The organism is Tessaracoccus yangjingae (genome assembly GCF_054483935.1).
Genome location: NZ_CM137014.1, coordinates 1846385 through 1861208, shown reverse-complemented (window position 1 = coordinate 1861208; position 14824 = coordinate 1846385). Strand labels below are relative to the sequence as shown.

Below are 14824 nucleotides of genomic sequence, written 5' to 3'. Positions count from 1 at the left end.
ACGACCCAGGAGGTGCGATGGAACACGCCCGCACGGTGCTGACCGCCGACGAGATGGCCTACGCGTTGACCCGGATGACCCACGAGATCCTTGAGCGCAACCACGGCGCCGACGGCGTCACGCTCCTGGGCATCCTCACCCGGGGTGCCCCCCTTGCCAAACGGATCGCGGACATCGCCGCCCAGCAGGGGCACACCCTCCCTGTGGGCCGCCTCGACATCACGATGTACCGCGACGACCTGCGGGCCCAACCCACCCGCCCCGTCGGCCGGACCGTGCTCCCCGGCAGCATCGACGGGAAGGTCGTCGTGCTCGTCGACGACGTGCTCTACTCGGGCCGCACCGTCCAGGCCGCGCTGCACGCGCTGGCGGACCTCGGCCGGCCGCGCGCCATCCAGCTCGTAGCCCTGGTGGACCGCGGCCTGCGGGAGCTGCCCATCCAGGCCGACGTCGTCGGCAAGCACCTGCCCACCGCCCGCGACGAGCGCGTGCGCGTCGCCGTGCGCGAACTCGACGGCGAGGACCTCGTCACCATCGAACGGACCGCCAAGTGAAGCACCTGCTCAGCATCGCCGACCTCAGCGCCGAGGAGATCACCTCCATCCTGGACCTGGCCGTGGAGATGCACGACGTGCAGTCGCGGCCCATCAAGAAGCTGCCCGCGCTGCGCGGCCGCACCGTGGTCAACCTGTTCTTCGAGGACTCCACCCGCACCCGCTCGTCGTTCGAGCTGGCCGCCAAGTGGTTGTCGGCGGATGCGATCAACGTCGCGGCGAAGGGCTCGTCGGTGTCCAAGGGCGAGTCGATGCGCGACACGCTCCTCACCCTGGACGCCATGGGCGTGGATGCCATCGTCATGCGCCACGCGGGGTCCGGCGCGGTCCGGCAGGCCGCCGGCTGGGTCCGGGCGTCCATGATCAACGCCGGCGACGGCATGCACGAACACCCCACGCAGGCCCTGCTCGACGCCCACGCCGTCCGCCGGCACCTCGCGGCCCACGGCCTGGGAGACGTGGCGGGCAAGCGCGTGGCGATCACCGGCGACCTCCTGCACTCCCGCGTGGTGCGCAGCAACGTGCTGCTGTGGGCCAAGCTGGGCGCCTCCGTCGTCCTGGTCGCGCCGCCCACCCTGATGCCGCCGGGCGTCGAGGCGTGGGGGGTGGACGTCAGCCACGAGCTGGATCCGGTCCTGCCGTCGGCGGACGTGGTGATGATGCTGCGCGTGCAGCGCGAACGGATGAGCGGCGGGTTCTTCCCCTCTGAGCGCGAGTACATCGACGGGTACGGCCTGACCCCCCGTCGGCTGGCGATGCTCAAGGACGGCGCGTGCATCGCGCACCCCGGCCCCATGAACCGCGGCCTGGAGATCTCGTCGTCGGCCGCCGACTCGGCGCGCTCCATCATCCTGGACCAGGTCTCCTCCGGGGTCGCGGTGAGGATGAGCGTGCTCTACCACCTGCTTGCTGGAGAGGAACAGTGATGACGGCAACCGTGCTCCGCGGGGTGCAGCTCCCCGACGGCACCCGCACCGACCTGGTGATGGAGGACGGGGTCCTCGTGGCCGAGCCGCCCGCCGGCGCCACCGTCGTCGAGTGCGAGGGCCTCATCGCCCTCCCCGGCCTGGTGGACGTGCACACGCACCTGCGCGAGCCCGGCCGGGAGGACGCGGAGACGGTGCTCAGCGGCTCCCGCGCGGCGGCCCGCGGCGGGTTCACCGCGGTGCTGGCCATGGCCAACACCCAGCCGGTGACCGACACGGCGGAGAAGGCCGAGCACGTGCACGACCTGGGTGTCGCGGCGGGGCTGGTGGACGTGGCTGTCATCGGCGCCATCTCCAAAGGCCTGCGCGGCGAGGAGCTGGCCGAGCTGGGGCTCATGAACCGCTCCCGGGCCCGCGTGACGGTGTTCTCCGACGACGGCATGTGCATCCAAAACGCGGCGTTGATGCGGCGGGCGCTGGAGTGGGTCAAGCCGTTCGGCGGCGTGATCGCCCAGCATTCGCAGGAGTCGAACCTGGCTGGTCCCGGCGCGTGCTGCCACGAGGGCGAGATCTCCGGCCGGCTGGGGCTGGGTGGCTGGCCTCCGGTGGCCGAGGCCACCATCATCGCGCGTGACGTGATGCTCGCGGAGGCGACGGGGTCGCGGCTGCACGTGTGCCACATCACCTCCGCCGAGGGCGTCGACGTGGTCCGCTGGGCCAAGGCGCGGGGGGTCGACGTGACCGCCGAGGTCACCCCGCACCACCTGCTCCTCGGCACCGAGGAACTGGAGGGCTACGACACCGTCTACAAGGTCAATCCGCCGCTGCGCACCCCCGAGCACGTCGAGGCGCTGCGGGCGGCGCTGGCCGACGGCACCATCGACGTCGTGGGCACCGACCACGCCCCGCACGCTCCGCAGGACAAGGACCACGCGTTCGTCGACGCCAAGCCCGGGATGCTCGGGCTGGAGCAGGCGCTGTCGGTGGTGATCGAGACCATGGTCCTGCCCGGCCGCCTCGACTGGGCGGGCGTCGCGGAGCGGATGAGCCACAAGCCGGCCCGCATCGCCGGTCTCTCCGGCCAGGGGCGGCCGCTGGCGGTGGGCGAGCCGGCCAACGTGGTGCTCGTGCACCCCACGCGCCGCGCTGCGGTGGACCGCGAGGCGTCGGCGTCGCTGAGCCGCAACAACCCCTACCACGGCCGCGACCTCCCGGACCCCGTCGAGGCCACCTATCTCCGCGGCCGGGAGATCTACCGGCGCGCCTAGCAGGGCGCTCTCGCGACGCCTACTGGGCGCGGGAATTGAGCCAGCTGACCATGGCCGGATCCCGATGGTCGAAGGCCACGGAGGTGTCGGTGTCGAGGGTGGCGATCCGAGCCATCTCGTCGTCGGTGAGCTGGAAGTCGAAGACGTCGAGGTTCTCCGCCATGCGCTCCGGCCGCACGGACTTCGGGATGACCACCACCTCCCGCTGGACGAGCCAGCGGAGCACCACCTGGGCGATCGACTTCCCGTGCGCCTCTCCGATGGCGGCGAGTGTCGCGTTGGCGAAGATGTCGTTCTTGCCCTCGGCCAGCGGCCCCCAGGACTCGATCTGGACGCCCCGCTCCCGCATCAGCTGCTGGTACCCGGCGCGCTGGAAGAACGGGTGGGTCTCGATCTGGTTGACCGCGGGGGTGATCTCGTTGCGCTCGATGAGGTCGACGAGCCGGTCCGGGTAGAAGTTCGACACCCCGATGGCCCTGATGGCGCCCTCGCGGTGCAGGTCCTGCATGGCGCGCCAGGCGCTGTAGTAGTCGCCGAACGGCTGGTGGATGAGGTAGAGGTCGAGGTAGTCCAGGCCCAGCCGGCTCAGGGAGGCGTCGAACGCCTGCTTGACCGCGTCCTCGCCGGGACGCGCCTGGATCCACAGCTTGGTGGTGACGAAGAGGTCGCCGCGTGGGATTCCGCTGTTCCGAATGGCCTGGCCGACCGCCTCCTCGTTGCCGTAGGCCGCCGCGGTGTCGAGGTGCCGGTAGCCGGCGCTGAGGGCGTCCTCGACGGCCTTCACCGTCTCTTCCGCAGGGATCTGGAAGACGCCGAAGCCGACGATCGGCATCTCGACGCCGTTGTTGAGGGTGACTCTTGGGACGGGCATGGTGGGCCTTCTCTCTCGGGCATCACGGGTGCTGTTCTTCCATGGAACCGCGTCTGACCGGCGGTGAACAGTGACGGCTCTTCCTGGTACTGACAGACACTCCCTCAGCACCGCAGAGGGCCGTACGGTGACAGACGTGGACAACAGAGACGAGGTGCGCGACTTCCTCACCACCCGCCGCGACAGGCTGAGCCCCCAGCGGGCCGGCCTGCCGCTGTTCGGCGGGCGCCGTCGGGTCAAGGGCCTGCGTCGCGAGGAGGTGGCGATGCTCGCCGGCGTGAGCACCGACTACTACACCCGGCTGGAGCGCGGCCGCCTCGACGGCGTCTCCGAGTCAGTCCTGGACGCCGTCGCGCGCGCCCTCCAACTCGACGAGGCCGAGCGCGCCCACCTGTTGAATCTGCATGCCACGGCCAACACCAGCCGCAAGCCCGCAGGCGCGCGGTCCGGCGGCAGTTCCGGTCGCGGCGGCGTGCGCCCAGGACTTCAGCGCGTCCTCGACACGATCAGCGGCCCGGCCTACATCCGCAACCTCCGCGGGGACATCGTCGCCGCGAACCGGCTCGGCCGCGCCCTCTTCAGCGACGGCTACGGCGACGACGCCGTCGGCTTCAACATCGCCCGCTACCTGTTCCTGGACCCGGGCTCGCGGTCGTTCTTCGTCGCGTGGGAGAACGTGGCGCGGGACATGGTCGCAGCGCTGCGCATCGAGGCGGGGCGCAATCCCTACGACCGGGGCCTCACAGACCTCGTCGGCGAACTCTCCACCCGCAGCGAGGAGTTCCGCACCTGGTGGGCCGGCCACCAGGTGAAGTTCCACACCACCGCCACCAAGACGCTCCATCACGGCGTCGTCGGCGACGTGGAGGTCACGGGCGAGGCGCTCCTGTTCCCGGGCGATCCCGGGCTCACCCTCATCGTCTACACCGTCGAGCCCAACAGCCAGTCCGAGGAGGCGCTCGCGCTCCTCGGAAGCTGGACGGCCGCGCACCACCCACCGCTGACGTACGAAACACAAGGAGAACGATGAAGCAACGCACACTCGGCCGGTCACTGACGGTCAGCGAGATCGGCCTGGGCTGCATGAGCCTCACGGGTGCATACGGCGCGACCGCGAACGTCCCCCCGGAGGAGGCGATCACGCTCATCCGCCGCGCCGTCGATCTGGGGGTCACCCTCTTCGACACGGCCGAGGTCTACGGCCCCTTCACCAACGAGGACGTGGTGGGTGAAGCCCTGGAACCCGTCCGCGACCAGGTGAAGATCGCCACCAAGTTCGGGTTCGCCTTCGAGGAGAACGGCGTTCCCGCGGGGGGCGTCTGCAGCCGCCCGGACAGCATCCGACGCGCCGTGGAACACTCGCTGCGCCGCCTCCGGACCGACCACATCGACCTCTACTACCAGCACCGCGTGGACACCACCGTCCCCATCGAGGAGGTGGCCGGCACCGTCAAGGAGCTGATCGAGGCGGGCAAGGTGCTGCACTTCGGGCTGTCCGAGGCGTCCGCGGCGACGATCCGCCGCGCCCACGCCGTGCAGCCGGTGACGGCGGTGCAGAGCGAGTACTCGATGTGGTGGCGGGAACGCGAGACGGACGTCATCCCGGTGCTCGAGGAACTCGGCATCGGAATGGTCCCGTTCAGCCCGCTCGGCAAGGGGTTCCTCACCGGCACCATCGACGCCTCGACAACCTTCAGCGACACCGACTTCCGCGGCCGGACCCCCCGCTTCCAGGGCGAGGCGCTGCAGGCGAACCTGGCCCTTGTCGAGACCCTGAACAGGGTCGCGTCCGAGGTCGGCTGCACGCCGGCGCAGCTGGCGCTCCAGTGGGTGCTGAACCAGAAGCCGTGGATGGTCCCCATCCCGGGAACCAAGCGGATCACACGGCTCGAGGAGAACATCGGTGCTGCGGCCGTCGCGCTGTCCGCCGCCCAGCTCGACGAGATCCGAAATGCCGCCGATCGGATCGTAATCACCGGCGCCCGGTACCCCGAGGAGCTTGACCGGATGACCAACCTCTGAGTCCACCATCGGCTGGTCGAGCCTCTGGAGGAACAGCAGGCAGGTGACCTGCGGCATGCGTCGGCCCCCGCACACTCCCTGGGGGGTGGGAGGTGCGGGGGCCGACGAGCGTAGAGCCGGTCATGCCGGCTGGGGATCAGCAGTGGGGCGACATCGCGATGGTCTTGGCGGTCATCTTGGCGCCGGCGTGGGCGGCCCGGCCGTTCTGGATGGCCTCGCCAACGGACTTGTCCAGGCAGACCTGGACGGCCACGCCGTAGCCGTTGCCCTGAGGCTCGGCCGCCTGCGCGGCAGGCGCGAATCCGGCGAGCGCGAACAGTGCGACGGTCGTGCCGATGAGGTACTTCTTCATGGTGACTCCTTCTCGATGTCACCCGCTGCTCCGCGGGGATGCTCTGACCTTAGGCGGAAACCGTCGCTTTGTCTAGGGTTTGTTCAAGGTTGTTCCGAGATGGCGAGTTGAGCCACTCCGTCGAACTGCGTGACGACGCTACGCAACTCCGCTCCTTGGCCACACGACGCCCTGCAGGCCCCTAATCTCGACCGCATGAGGCTGCACTACCGCTCCCCGCACGGCTGGCTCAACGACCCGCACGGCGTCATCCACCGCACGGACGGCTACCACCTCTTCCATCAGCACTCGCCGGAGACGGTGGAGTGGGACAAGGCGATCCGCTGGGGCCACGCCGTCGGCGAGGATCTGTTCAGCCTCAGCTACGTCGGGTCCGCCATCGAGCCGGGCGACGGCGACGAGGGCATCTGGACCGGCTGCATCGTCGAGGACGGGCAGGGGCTCATCGCGTATTACACCTCCGCACGCGAGCCGTGGCTGGGGCTGGCGTCCATCCGCACCGCCCGCCCCCTGGACGACGGTCTGCGCTCCTGGACCAAGGGCCCCGTCGTCGCTGCACCGCCGGAGGGCCTGGGCATCAAGGACTACCGGGACCCCTTCGTCCTCCGCGACGGGGACCTGTGGCGGATGATGGTGGGCTCGGACTCGGCTTCGGGCCACGCGATGATGCACGGCTACGTCTCCACCGACGGTGAGACGTGGACCTATGAGGGCGTGGCGCTCAGCCGCCACAAGTCCGAGACCGACGGCGCGTGGATGGGCGCGCTGTGGGAATGCCCGCAGGTGATCGAGGTGGACGGCGTCTGCGTGATGCTCACCTCGGTCTGGGAGGACGGCCACCTCCACTACGCGGGGTACGCCCTCGGGACCTTCGCGGACGGGCGGTTCCACGCCACCACGTGGGGGCGCCTCACGTACGGCACGTACTACGCGCCCACCGTCTTCCGCGACGCCGACGGGCGCCCGTGCATGATGGCCTGGCTCCGGGAGGTGCGCGGCGACGGATGGACCGGCTGCCTGTCCATCCCCCACGTGATGCACGTGGTCGACGGCCGCCTCGTCGCCACCGCCCACCCGGACCTGGGCCGGCATGCCGCCCTCGGCTCGTCCGAGCGCTTCGTGTGGCTGCCCGAGGGGCCGATCGAGCCGGCCACCGGGGTGCGCCTTGAGGCGATCGATGGCGAGATCCGGCTCAGCACGCCGTTGCTGGCAGCCTCCATGCCGCACGACGGTGGCCCCGTCGAGGTGGTGCTCGACGACGAGGTGATCGAGGTGATCGGCGGCTCAGGCCTTCTGGGAGGCCCGACGCGCTGAGCCCTACTCGACGTGCCCTGCGGCCAGCAGCCGGCGGAGCTCGATGCGCCGCATGGTGAGCAGCTCGCGCATGACGTGCCCACCCCACTCCGGATCCGCCATGAGCGTGGGCAGCTCGGCGGGCAGGATCTGCCACGAGATCCCGAACTCGTCGCGCAGCCAGCCGCAGGCCTGCTGTTCGCCGGCGTCGGCGATGAGCGAGTCGGAGATGGTGTCGATCTGTTCCTGCGTGTCGCAGGGCACCGCGAACGAGATCGCCTCGCTCGGCGCCACCCGGGCACCGTTCATGGCGGTGAAGTGGCAGCCGAGGACCGTGAACTCGACCAGCAGCACCGACCCGTCCGGCCCATGCTGGACACGCGGTTCGGCGCCGCCGAAGATCTCGACGTAGCGTCTGGCTGCCCGCTCCGCCTCGGTGGCGAACCAGAGGGTGGTCGTGAGGCGCATGGCGGATCCAATCGACGGCAGGGCCGGGCTTGCCCCGATTTTGCCAGATAGGCTCTGCGGGAACCTGACTTCCGACGAAGGGATGGATATGTCCGAGACGCAGCAGGCCAACATCGGCGTGATCGGGATGGCGGTGATGGGCTCGAACCTGGCCCGGAACCTGGCCCGAAACGGCCATCGGGTCGCGGTGTACAACCGGACCACCGCCAAGACCGACGCGGTGATCGCCGAGCACGGCCACGAGGGCGACTTCCGCCCCTCAGCCGAACTCTCGGACTTCGTGGCCTCGCTCGAACAGCCGCGCCGCATCGTCATCATGGTGAAGGCGGGCGCCGGCACGGACGCCACGATCGACTCGCTCCTCCCCCTCCTTGACGAGGGCGACATCGTCGTCGACGGCGGCAACGCCTTCTTCGAGGACACCCGCAGGCGCGAGAAGAAGCTCCGCGAGCTGGGCCTCCACTTCGTGGGCGCCGGCATCTCCGGGGGTGAGGTGGGCGCGCTGGAGGGGCCGTCGATCATGCCGGGCGGCTCCCCCGAGTCCTACGCCGCGCTCGGCCCCATCCTGGAGTCCATCTCCGCCAAGGTCGACGGCGAGCCGTGCTGCACCTGGATCGGCACCGACGGCGCCGGCCACTTCGTCAAGATGGTGCACAACGGCATCGAGTACGCCGACATGCAGTTCATCGGCGAGGCCTACGAGCTGCTCAAGGCCCTCGGCCTCACCCACGACGAGATGGCCGACACGTTCGAGGCCTGGAACGAGGGCGACCTCGACTCCTACCTCATCGAGATCACGTCGGAGGTGCTGCGGAAGGTCGACGCCACCACCGGCCGCCCGCTCGTGGAAGTCATCGTCGACGCGGCCGGTATGAAGGGCACCGGCACGTGGACGGTGCAGTCCGCGCTCAATCTGGGCACCCCGGTCAACACCATCGCCGAGTCCGTGTTCGCGCGCGCCATCTCCTCGTCGCCCGACCTTCGACGGGCGGCGCAGTCCGCGCTGCACGGCCCCGCCGGAGTGATCGGTGTCGCGGACAGGGCGGCGTTCGTGGAGCAGATCCGGCACGCGCTGTGGGCCAGCAAGGTCGTCGCCTACGCCCAGGGCCTCGACGAGATCAGGATGGCGGCCGAGGAGTACGGCTGGGACATCAACGTGGGCGAGGTCGCCAAGATCTGGCGCGGCGGCTGCATCATCCGGGCCAAGCTGCTGGAGCGCATCCGCTCCGAGTACGCGGCCGGGCAGCTGACCACGTTGCTCGAGGCACCGTCGGTGGCCGCGGGCCTGGCGGACGCGCAGGACGCGTGGCGGACGGTGGTGGTCGAGGCTGTCCGGGGCGGGGTCCCCGTGCCGGGCTTCTCGTCGGCGCTCGCACACTACGACCAGGCGCGCGCCCCGCGTCTCAACGCGGCGCTGACCCAGGGCCTGCGCGACTACTTCGGCGCGCACACCTATCGACGGACGGACCGCGAGGGGTCGTTCCACGTCAACTGGTCCACCGACGGTGCCGAGGTCGAGGCCACCGACGCCCACTGATGTCGCGGTGAGGGTTCTGTGGGCGTAGTCACCCACGGAACCCTCACTGGAGCGTCGGGGGGCGGTGGCAGACTTGCCGGCATGACCGACGCCCTCGAGCTGTTCTCCGCGCCCACGCGCGGGTGGTTCGAGGGCGTGTTCGCGGGCCCGACGGCGGTGCAGGCGGAGGCCTGGGCGGCGATCGCGCGCGGGGAGAACGCCCTCGTCGTGGCTCCGACGGGGTCCGGCAAGACGCTGGCCGCGTTCCTGTGGGCGTTGGACCGGCTGGCGTCGCGGCCTCGGACACCGGGCACCACCGTCGTGTACGTCTCACCGCTCAAGGCGCTGGGCGTCGACGTCGAACGCAACCTGCGCGCCCCGCTCACCGGAATCCGGCTGACCGCCGAGCGCCTGGGTCTGGCTCTGCCGGACATCACCGTCGGCGTGCGCAGCGGAGACACCCCGTCGAGGGAGCGCGCCGCCCTCGTGCGCCGGCCGCCTGACATCCTCATCACCACTCCCGAGTCGCTCTACCTCATGCTCACCAGCTCGGCCCGCTCCACGCTGACCGGCGTCGAGACGGTGATCGTCGACGAGATCCACGCGGTCGCCGGAACCAAGCGTGGCAGCCACCTGGCCCTCAGCCTGGAGCGGCTCGACGCGCTCGTCGGGCACGACGTGCAGCGCGTGGCGCTCTCGGCCACCGTGAGGCCCATCGAGCGCGTGGCCCAGTTCCTCGCCGGGGACCGGCCGGTCAGCGTCGTCGCTCCCCGCACGGACAAGCGTTGGGACGTGTCGGTCCGGTTGCCGGTGGCGGACATCACGGATCCCGGCCCGGCGCCCGGCGCGCCGGAGGCCCCCGTCGATCCCCTCCTGCGCGGAGGCGGGACGGACACGCTCACCGTCGACGGGCCGTCGGGGTCGTCGCTCTGGCCGCACGTCGAGCAGCAGGTCTACGACACCGTCACCCGGGGCAGGTCCACCCTGGTGTTCACCAACTCGCGACGCGTGGCCGAGCGCCTCACCGGCAGGCTGAACGAGCTGTGGGCCGCCGAGCACGCCCCCGAGACGCTGCCCGACCTCCCCGACAAGCCGCCCGCGCAGGTCATGGCCCCGGTGGACACGGTCCGCGGCGCCCCGGCGGTGATCGCCCGCGCCCACCACGGGTCCGTGAGCAAGGAGGCGCGCGCGGAGATCGAGGGGGCGCTGAAGTCGGGCGAGCTGCGGTGCGTGGTGGCGACCAGCTCGCTGGAGCTGGGCATCGACATGGGCGCGGTGGACCGCGTCATCCAGGTGGGCGCCCCGCCGTCGGTGGCCAACGCCCTGCAGCGCATCGGGCGCGCCGGGCACGTGGTGGGGGCGGTGTCGGCGGGGGACGTCTATCCGCTGCACCGCGGGGACCTCGCGCCGGCCGTGGTCACCACCGAGCGCATGCTCGCCGGTGAGATCGAGGAGCTCCGGATCCCGAGGCACCCGCTTGACGTCCTCGCCCAGCAGACGGTGGCGGCGGCCGCCGCCGCGGGTGACGCGGGCCTCGACGTGGACGAGTGGTTCTCCACCGTGACCCGCGCCCAGCCCTACGCCGGACTCGAACGCGGGCTCCTGGACTCCGTCGTCGAGCTGCTCACGGGCGCCTACCCGGCAGCCGACTTCGGCGAGCTGCGGGCGCGACTCGTCCTGGGCGACGACGGGCGGCTCTACCCCCGCCCAGGCGCGCTGCGGCTCGCCGCGACCTCGGGCGGCACCATCCCGGACCGGGGGATGTTCGGCGTCTTCCTCGCCACCGACGAGCAGGGGTCGCGCCGGGTCGGGGAGCTCGACGAGGAGATGGTCTACGAGTCGCGGGTGGGCGACGTGTTCACACTGGGGGCCTCGGCCTGGCAGATCGAGGAGATCACGCGGGACCAGGTGCGCGTCACCCCGGCGCCAGGCCGCACCGGCCGCCTGCCGTTCTGGCGGGGTGACGACGAGGGCCGCCCGGCCGAGCTCGGCCGCCAGATCGGCCGGCTTCAGCGCGAGATCTCGCGGGACCCGAAGCGGCTGGACCGCCCGCAGCTCGACGCCAACATCCGCGCCAACCTGGCCACCTACATCGAGGAGCAGCGGGCCGCGACGGGCGTGCTGCCCGACGACGCCACCGTGGTCCTCGAGCGGTTCCGCGACGAGCTGGGCGACTGGCGCGTCGTGGTGCACTCGCCGCTCGGGCGCCGCGTGCTGGGCGCGTGGTCCCTCGTCATGGCCGAGGCGCTGTCCCGGGCCGCGGGGGTCGACGTCCAGCCCGTGGTCTCGGACGACGGCGTGGTGCTGCGCCTTCCCGACTGTGAGGCCGCGGACCGGCTCCCCGAACTGCTGGTGGTGGACCCGGACGACGTGATCGACATCGTCACCTCCCAGGTTGGCGGCACCGCGCTGTTCGCCGGGCGGTTCCGGGAGTGCGCGGCGCGGGCGCTGCTCCTCCCCCGCCGCACCCCGGGGCGCCGAGCACCCCTCTGGCAGCAGCGCCAGCGCGCCGCGCACCTGCTCGAGGTGGCCCGCCACCATCCCCGCTTCCCCATCATCATCGAGACCGTCCGCGAGGTCACCCAGGACGCCTACGACCTGCCCGGCCTCGTCGAGCTGATGCGCGGCCTGCGCTCCGGCGGGGTGCGGCTGGTCGAGATGACCACCGAGACACCCAGCCCCTTCGCCGCGACACTCCTGTTCCGCTACACCGGCGCCTTCATGTACGACGGCGACACCCCCCTGGCCGAGCGCCGCGCGGCGATGCTGTCCATGGATCCAGAGCTGCTGGCCGCCGCCCTGGGCACGCTGGACCTGCGGGAGCTGCTGGACCCGGACGTGGTGACCGAGGTGGTGGCGGAGCTGCAGCACACCGCGCCTCAGCGCCGGGCAGCCACCGTCGACGACCTGGCCGAGCTCCCCCGCCTCCTGGGGCCCGTGCCGCTCGCCGCGCTCCCGGAGCGCGTGGCGCTGCCAGATCTCGACGCGGCCCTCACGGCGCTCGCCGGCCGGGTGGCCACGGTGCGGCTCGCTGGGGCACCCCACCTCGTGGCGCCGTCGGATCTGGGGCTGCTACGCGACGCGCTGGGCGTGCCGGTGCCGCACGGGCACACCGCGCCCCCCGCCACGGAGGGCCGCGACCCCCTCACCCAGCTGGTGGCCCGCTTCGCCCGCACCCACGGCCCCTTCACCGCGGGCGAGGCGGCGGCCGCGTTCGGGCTGGGCGCCGCGACGGTGGGGCTGATCCTGGAGCGCGAGGTGGCGGCCCGCCGGCTCACCACCGGCAGGTTCACGCCCGGGGTGACGGACCCGGAGTTCGTGGACCCGGAGGTCCTGAGGCGGCTGCGCGGGCGAAGCCTCGCGGCCGCCCGGCGCGAGCTCCAGCCCGTCTCGCAGAGCGCCTACGCGCGCTTCCTCGCCTCGACGCACCTGCTCGACGACCGCCCGCGCTCCAGCCCCGACGAGGTCCTCCTCGCGCTGCAGCGCCTGGCCGGCGCGGTGGTGCCGGCCAGCGCGTGGGAGACCCAGGTGCTGCCCTCCCGGCTGGCCGGCTACTCGCCGGCGCACCTCGACGCGCTGGTGGCCGAGTCCGAGGTGGTCATCCGGGTGCGCGGGTCGGCGGGCCCGAACGATCCTCTCGTCGCCCTCGTCCCGGCCGCCGACCTCGACCTGCTCGGGCCCGCCGAGGCCCCGCCGTCGAAGGACGCCCTGGCCCTGGCGGCCGCGCTGGCGGAGGGGGACGGCACGTTCGCCTCGCTCCACGCCGCCCTCGGAGGCGCGTCCGCGGAGCTCACCGAGGCGTTGTGGAAGGCCGCCGAGGAGGGCGCCGTGGCCCCGGCCTCGATGGCCCCGCTGCGCGCCCGGATCGGCGGCAGCACCCGCGGCGCCCACCGGGCGGCGCGCCCCTCGCCGCGTCGGCGGGCCCGGCTCCCCCGTCCCTCGCGAGGGCTGCTGATGAGCGGCGGGGTGGTCGCGCCCCCGGCGGCCGCCGGGCGCTGGTACCGCCTACGCGACCCCGAGCTCCCGCCCGCGGAGGCGGCGATCGCGACGGCCTCGTCGTGGCTCGAGCGGCACGGGGTGGTCACCCGGGGCGGGGTCACCGCCGACGGCACGCCCGGCGGGTTCGCGGCCGCGTACCGGCTCCTGTCCGAGCTGGAGAGCGCGGGCACCGTGGTGCGCGGCTACGTGGTGGAGGGCCTGGGCGGCGCCCAGTTCACCACGCGTGAGGTGATCGGCCAGGTGCGGTCCTTCGCCGACTCGCCGGACAGGGGCGAGTGGCCCTCGGGCGCGCGCAACCCAGCCCCGGTGGTCCTCGCGGCGCTGGACCCGGCCAACCCCTACGGCAGCGTGCTGCCCTGGCCGGAGCACCCCACCGCCCGCCCCGCCAGGGCGGCCGGGGCGCTCGTCGTGCTGGCCGACGGCCTCTGCCTGGCCCACCTCACCCGGGGCGGCCGCGTCCTGACCCTGTTCGGGGACCCGGCGGACCGGGCCGAACGCGCCGCGCTGGTCACCCGCACCCTCCTCGACGCCGCCGGCGAGGGGCGCATGGAGCGGCTGAGGATCGAGGAGATCGACGGGGTCCGCGTGGGCGCCTCGGGCCTCGAGGCGGCGATGCGTGCCGCGGGGGGCCGGATCTCCCCGAAGGGCATCGTGCTGGAGCCCGGGCATGCCTGAGGGTGACTCCGTCTGGCGGCTCTCCCGGCGCCTTCAGCCACTCGTCGGGCGCACCATCGAGCACAGCCAGTTCCGGGTGCCCCAGCTCGCCACCGCCACGCTCACCGGCACCACCATCAGGCGCGTCTGGCCGCACGGCAAGCACCTCTTCTGGCTGTGCGACGAGCAGGTCCTCCACACCCACCTGCGCATGGAGGGCACCTGGCGCACCCACCCCGTCGGACAGCGGTGGGGCCTCCCCGCGCACACCGCGCGGCTGGTCGTCCGGGTCTCCGGCGGGGTGGAGCTGGTGGGGCACAGCCTGGGGCTCGTGGAGCTGTGGCCGATGGCGAAGTTCGACAGCCGCATGGGCCACCTCGGCCCGGACCCGCTGGCCGATGACTGGGCGACGGCGGGGCGATGGGCGCCGACGGGCCGCGACGAGGCCGTCCGCCGGATGCTCGCCGCCCCGGACCGCACCGTCGGCGAGGCGCTCATCGACCAGCGCGTCCTGGCCGGGGTGGGCAACGAGTACCGCGCGGAGATCTGCTTCCTGCGCGGGGTCCACCCGGCCACCACGGTGGGACGCACCGACGGGGAGGCGGCGGTGGACCTCGCCGCACGGGTGATGCTCGGCAACCTCGACAGCCCCGTGCGCACCTTCACCGGCGACCACCGCCCCGGGCACACCAGCTTCGTGTTCGGGCGCAAGGGCCGGCCCTGCCGGCGGTGCGGCACGGCCATCGAGTCGGCGGCCCTCGGCGGCGCGGCCTCGGTGGCGGACCCGCGGGCAGGGCAGGAGCGCATCATCTGGTGGTGCCCCGCCTGTCAGAGCGCCCCCTGACCTGACGGCCCGGCCTGCGGCGGGGTGCCCGGTGTGGGATACTCATCGATGTAAACG

12 protein-coding genes are annotated in these 14824 nt (G+C 72.4%); 9 read left to right on the top strand and 3 right to left on the bottom strand.

The annotated features are described in order from the left end of the window. The first annotated feature begins 17 nt into the window (after positions 1-17). Genes pyrR through ACX1D3_RS08155 form a run of 3 tightly spaced genes read left to right on the top strand, consistent with a single transcriptional unit; the run spans position 18 to position 2748 of the window. Positions 18-554 (top strand): bifunctional pyr operon transcriptional regulator/uracil phosphoribosyltransferase PyrR, encoded by a 537-nt coding sequence (gene pyrR, locus ACX1D3_RS08165; protein WP_458993459.1) that lies wholly within the window; start codon positions 18-20, stop codon positions 552-554. Continuing rightward, on the top strand, positions 551-1480 hold the full coding sequence (locus ACX1D3_RS08160) for an aspartate carbamoyltransferase catalytic subunit (protein ID WP_458993458.1): 930 nt from the start codon (positions 551-553) through the stop codon (positions 1478-1480). Before pyrR ends, ACX1D3_RS08160 begins: the two co-directional genes overlap by 4 nt. Continuing rightward, a complete protein-coding gene (locus ACX1D3_RS08155) occupies positions 1480-2748 on the top strand; it encodes a dihydroorotase (protein WP_458993457.1) in 1269 nt (422 codons plus the stop codon). The genes ACX1D3_RS08160 and ACX1D3_RS08155 overlap by 1 nt, the downstream gene beginning before the upstream one ends. Positions 2749-2767: 19 nt before the next feature. Here the strand turns inward: ACX1D3_RS08155 and ACX1D3_RS08150 are convergent, their stop codons facing one another. Further along, the gene (locus ACX1D3_RS08150; RefSeq protein WP_458993456.1) at positions 2768-3619 is read right to left on the bottom strand and encodes an aldo/keto reductase; all 852 of its coding nucleotides are present in this window, start codon (positions 3617-3619) and stop codon (positions 2768-2770) included. Between the two features lie 136 nt (positions 3620-3755). Here ACX1D3_RS08150 and ACX1D3_RS08145 point away from each other — a divergent pair, with 136 nt between their 5' ends. Together ACX1D3_RS08145 and ACX1D3_RS08140 are read left to right on the top strand one after the other, a co-directional pair. Beyond that, a complete protein-coding gene (locus tag ACX1D3_RS08145) occupies positions 3756-4649 on the top strand; it encodes a helix-turn-helix transcriptional regulator (protein WP_458993455.1) in 894 nt (297 codons plus the stop codon). Further along, positions 4646-5641: an aldo/keto reductase gene (locus tag ACX1D3_RS08140; RefSeq protein WP_458993454.1), complete on the top strand. Its 996-nt coding sequence runs from the start codon at positions 4646-4648 to the stop codon at positions 5639-5641. Before ACX1D3_RS08145 ends, ACX1D3_RS08140 begins: the two co-directional genes overlap by 4 nt. Before the next feature lie 136 nt (positions 5642-5777). Here ACX1D3_RS08140 and ACX1D3_RS08135 read toward each other — a convergent pair whose 3' ends face one another. Continuing rightward, positions 5778-5993, bottom strand: a complete 216-nt coding sequence (locus tag ACX1D3_RS08135; protein ID WP_458993453.1) for a hypothetical protein — start codon at positions 5991-5993, stop codon at positions 5778-5780. A 195-nt stretch (positions 5994-6188) separates the two neighbouring features. On the opposite strand from ACX1D3_RS08135, the gene ACX1D3_RS08130 reads away from it, so the two are divergent. Next, positions 6189-7307, top strand: coding sequence for a glycoside hydrolase family 32 protein (locus tag ACX1D3_RS08130; RefSeq protein WP_458993452.1), 1119 nt, complete (start codon positions 6189-6191; stop codon positions 7305-7307). 3 nt (positions 7308-7310) lie between these two features. Here ACX1D3_RS08130 and ACX1D3_RS08125 read toward each other — a convergent pair whose 3' ends face one another. Next, on the bottom strand, positions 7311-7754 hold the full coding sequence (locus ACX1D3_RS08125; protein ID WP_458993451.1) for a VOC family protein: 444 nt from the start codon (positions 7752-7754) through the stop codon (positions 7311-7313). Positions 7755-7842: 88 nt separating this feature from the next. Here ACX1D3_RS08125 and gnd point away from each other — a divergent pair, with 88 nt between their 5' ends. From gnd to ACX1D3_RS08110, 3 genes are all read left to right on the top strand, one after another. Then, the gene (gene gnd, locus ACX1D3_RS08120; RefSeq protein ID WP_458993450.1) at positions 7843-9291 is read left to right on the top strand and encodes an NADP-dependent phosphogluconate dehydrogenase; all 1449 of its coding nucleotides are present in this window, start codon (positions 7843-7845) and stop codon (positions 9289-9291) included. Positions 9292-9372: 81 nt separating this feature from the next. Further along, positions 9373-13944: a DEAD/DEAH box helicase gene (locus ACX1D3_RS08115; protein WP_458993449.1), complete on the top strand. Its 4572-nt coding sequence runs from the start codon at positions 9373-9375 to the stop codon at positions 13942-13944. Then, complete coding sequence (locus ACX1D3_RS08110) at positions 13937-14767, top strand: DNA-formamidopyrimidine glycosylase family protein (protein WP_458993448.1); 831 nt, start codon at positions 13937-13939, stop codon at positions 14765-14767. The genes ACX1D3_RS08115 and ACX1D3_RS08110 overlap by 8 nt, the downstream gene beginning before the upstream one ends. Positions 14768-14824: the final 57 nt, after the last annotated feature.

What these genes read in the sequence shown, in the direction of transcription:
- gnd (WP_458993450.1), top strand. Translation starts at nt 7,843, where the DNA reads ATGTCCGAGACGCAGCAGGCCAACATCGGCGTGATCGGGATGGCGGTG.
- pyrR (WP_458993459.1), top strand. Translation starts at nt 18, where the DNA reads ATGGAACACGCCCGCACGGTGCTGACCGCCGACGAGATGGCCTACGCG.
- ACX1D3_RS08115 (WP_458993449.1), top strand. Translation starts at nt 9,373, where the DNA reads ATGACCGACGCCCTCGAGCTGTTCTCCGCGCCCACGCGCGGGTGGTTC.
- ACX1D3_RS08155 (WP_458993457.1), top strand. Translation starts at nt 1,480, where the DNA reads ATGACGGCAACCGTGCTCCGCGGGGTGCAGCTCCCCGACGGCACCCGC.
- ACX1D3_RS08130 (WP_458993452.1), top strand. Translation starts at nt 6,189, where the DNA reads ATGAGGCTGCACTACCGCTCCCCGCACGGCTGGCTCAACGACCCGCAC.
- ACX1D3_RS08110 (WP_458993448.1), top strand. Translation starts at nt 13,937, where the DNA reads ATGCCTGAGGGTGACTCCGTCTGGCGGCTCTCCCGGCGCCTTCAGCCA.
- ACX1D3_RS08125 (WP_458993451.1), bottom strand. Translation starts at nt 7,754, where the DNA reads ATGCGCCTCACGACCACCCTCTGGTTCGCCACCGAGGCGGAGCGGGCA.
- ACX1D3_RS08135 (WP_458993453.1), bottom strand. Translation starts at nt 5,993, where the DNA reads ATGAAGAAGTACCTCATCGGCACGACCGTCGCACTGTTCGCGCTCGCC.
- ACX1D3_RS08150 (WP_458993456.1), bottom strand. Translation starts at nt 3,619, where the DNA reads ATGCCCGTCCCAAGAGTCACCCTCAACAACGGCGTCGAGATGCCGATC.
- ACX1D3_RS08140 (WP_458993454.1), top strand. Translation starts at nt 4,646, where the DNA reads ATGAAGCAACGCACACTCGGCCGGTCACTGACGGTCAGCGAGATCGGC.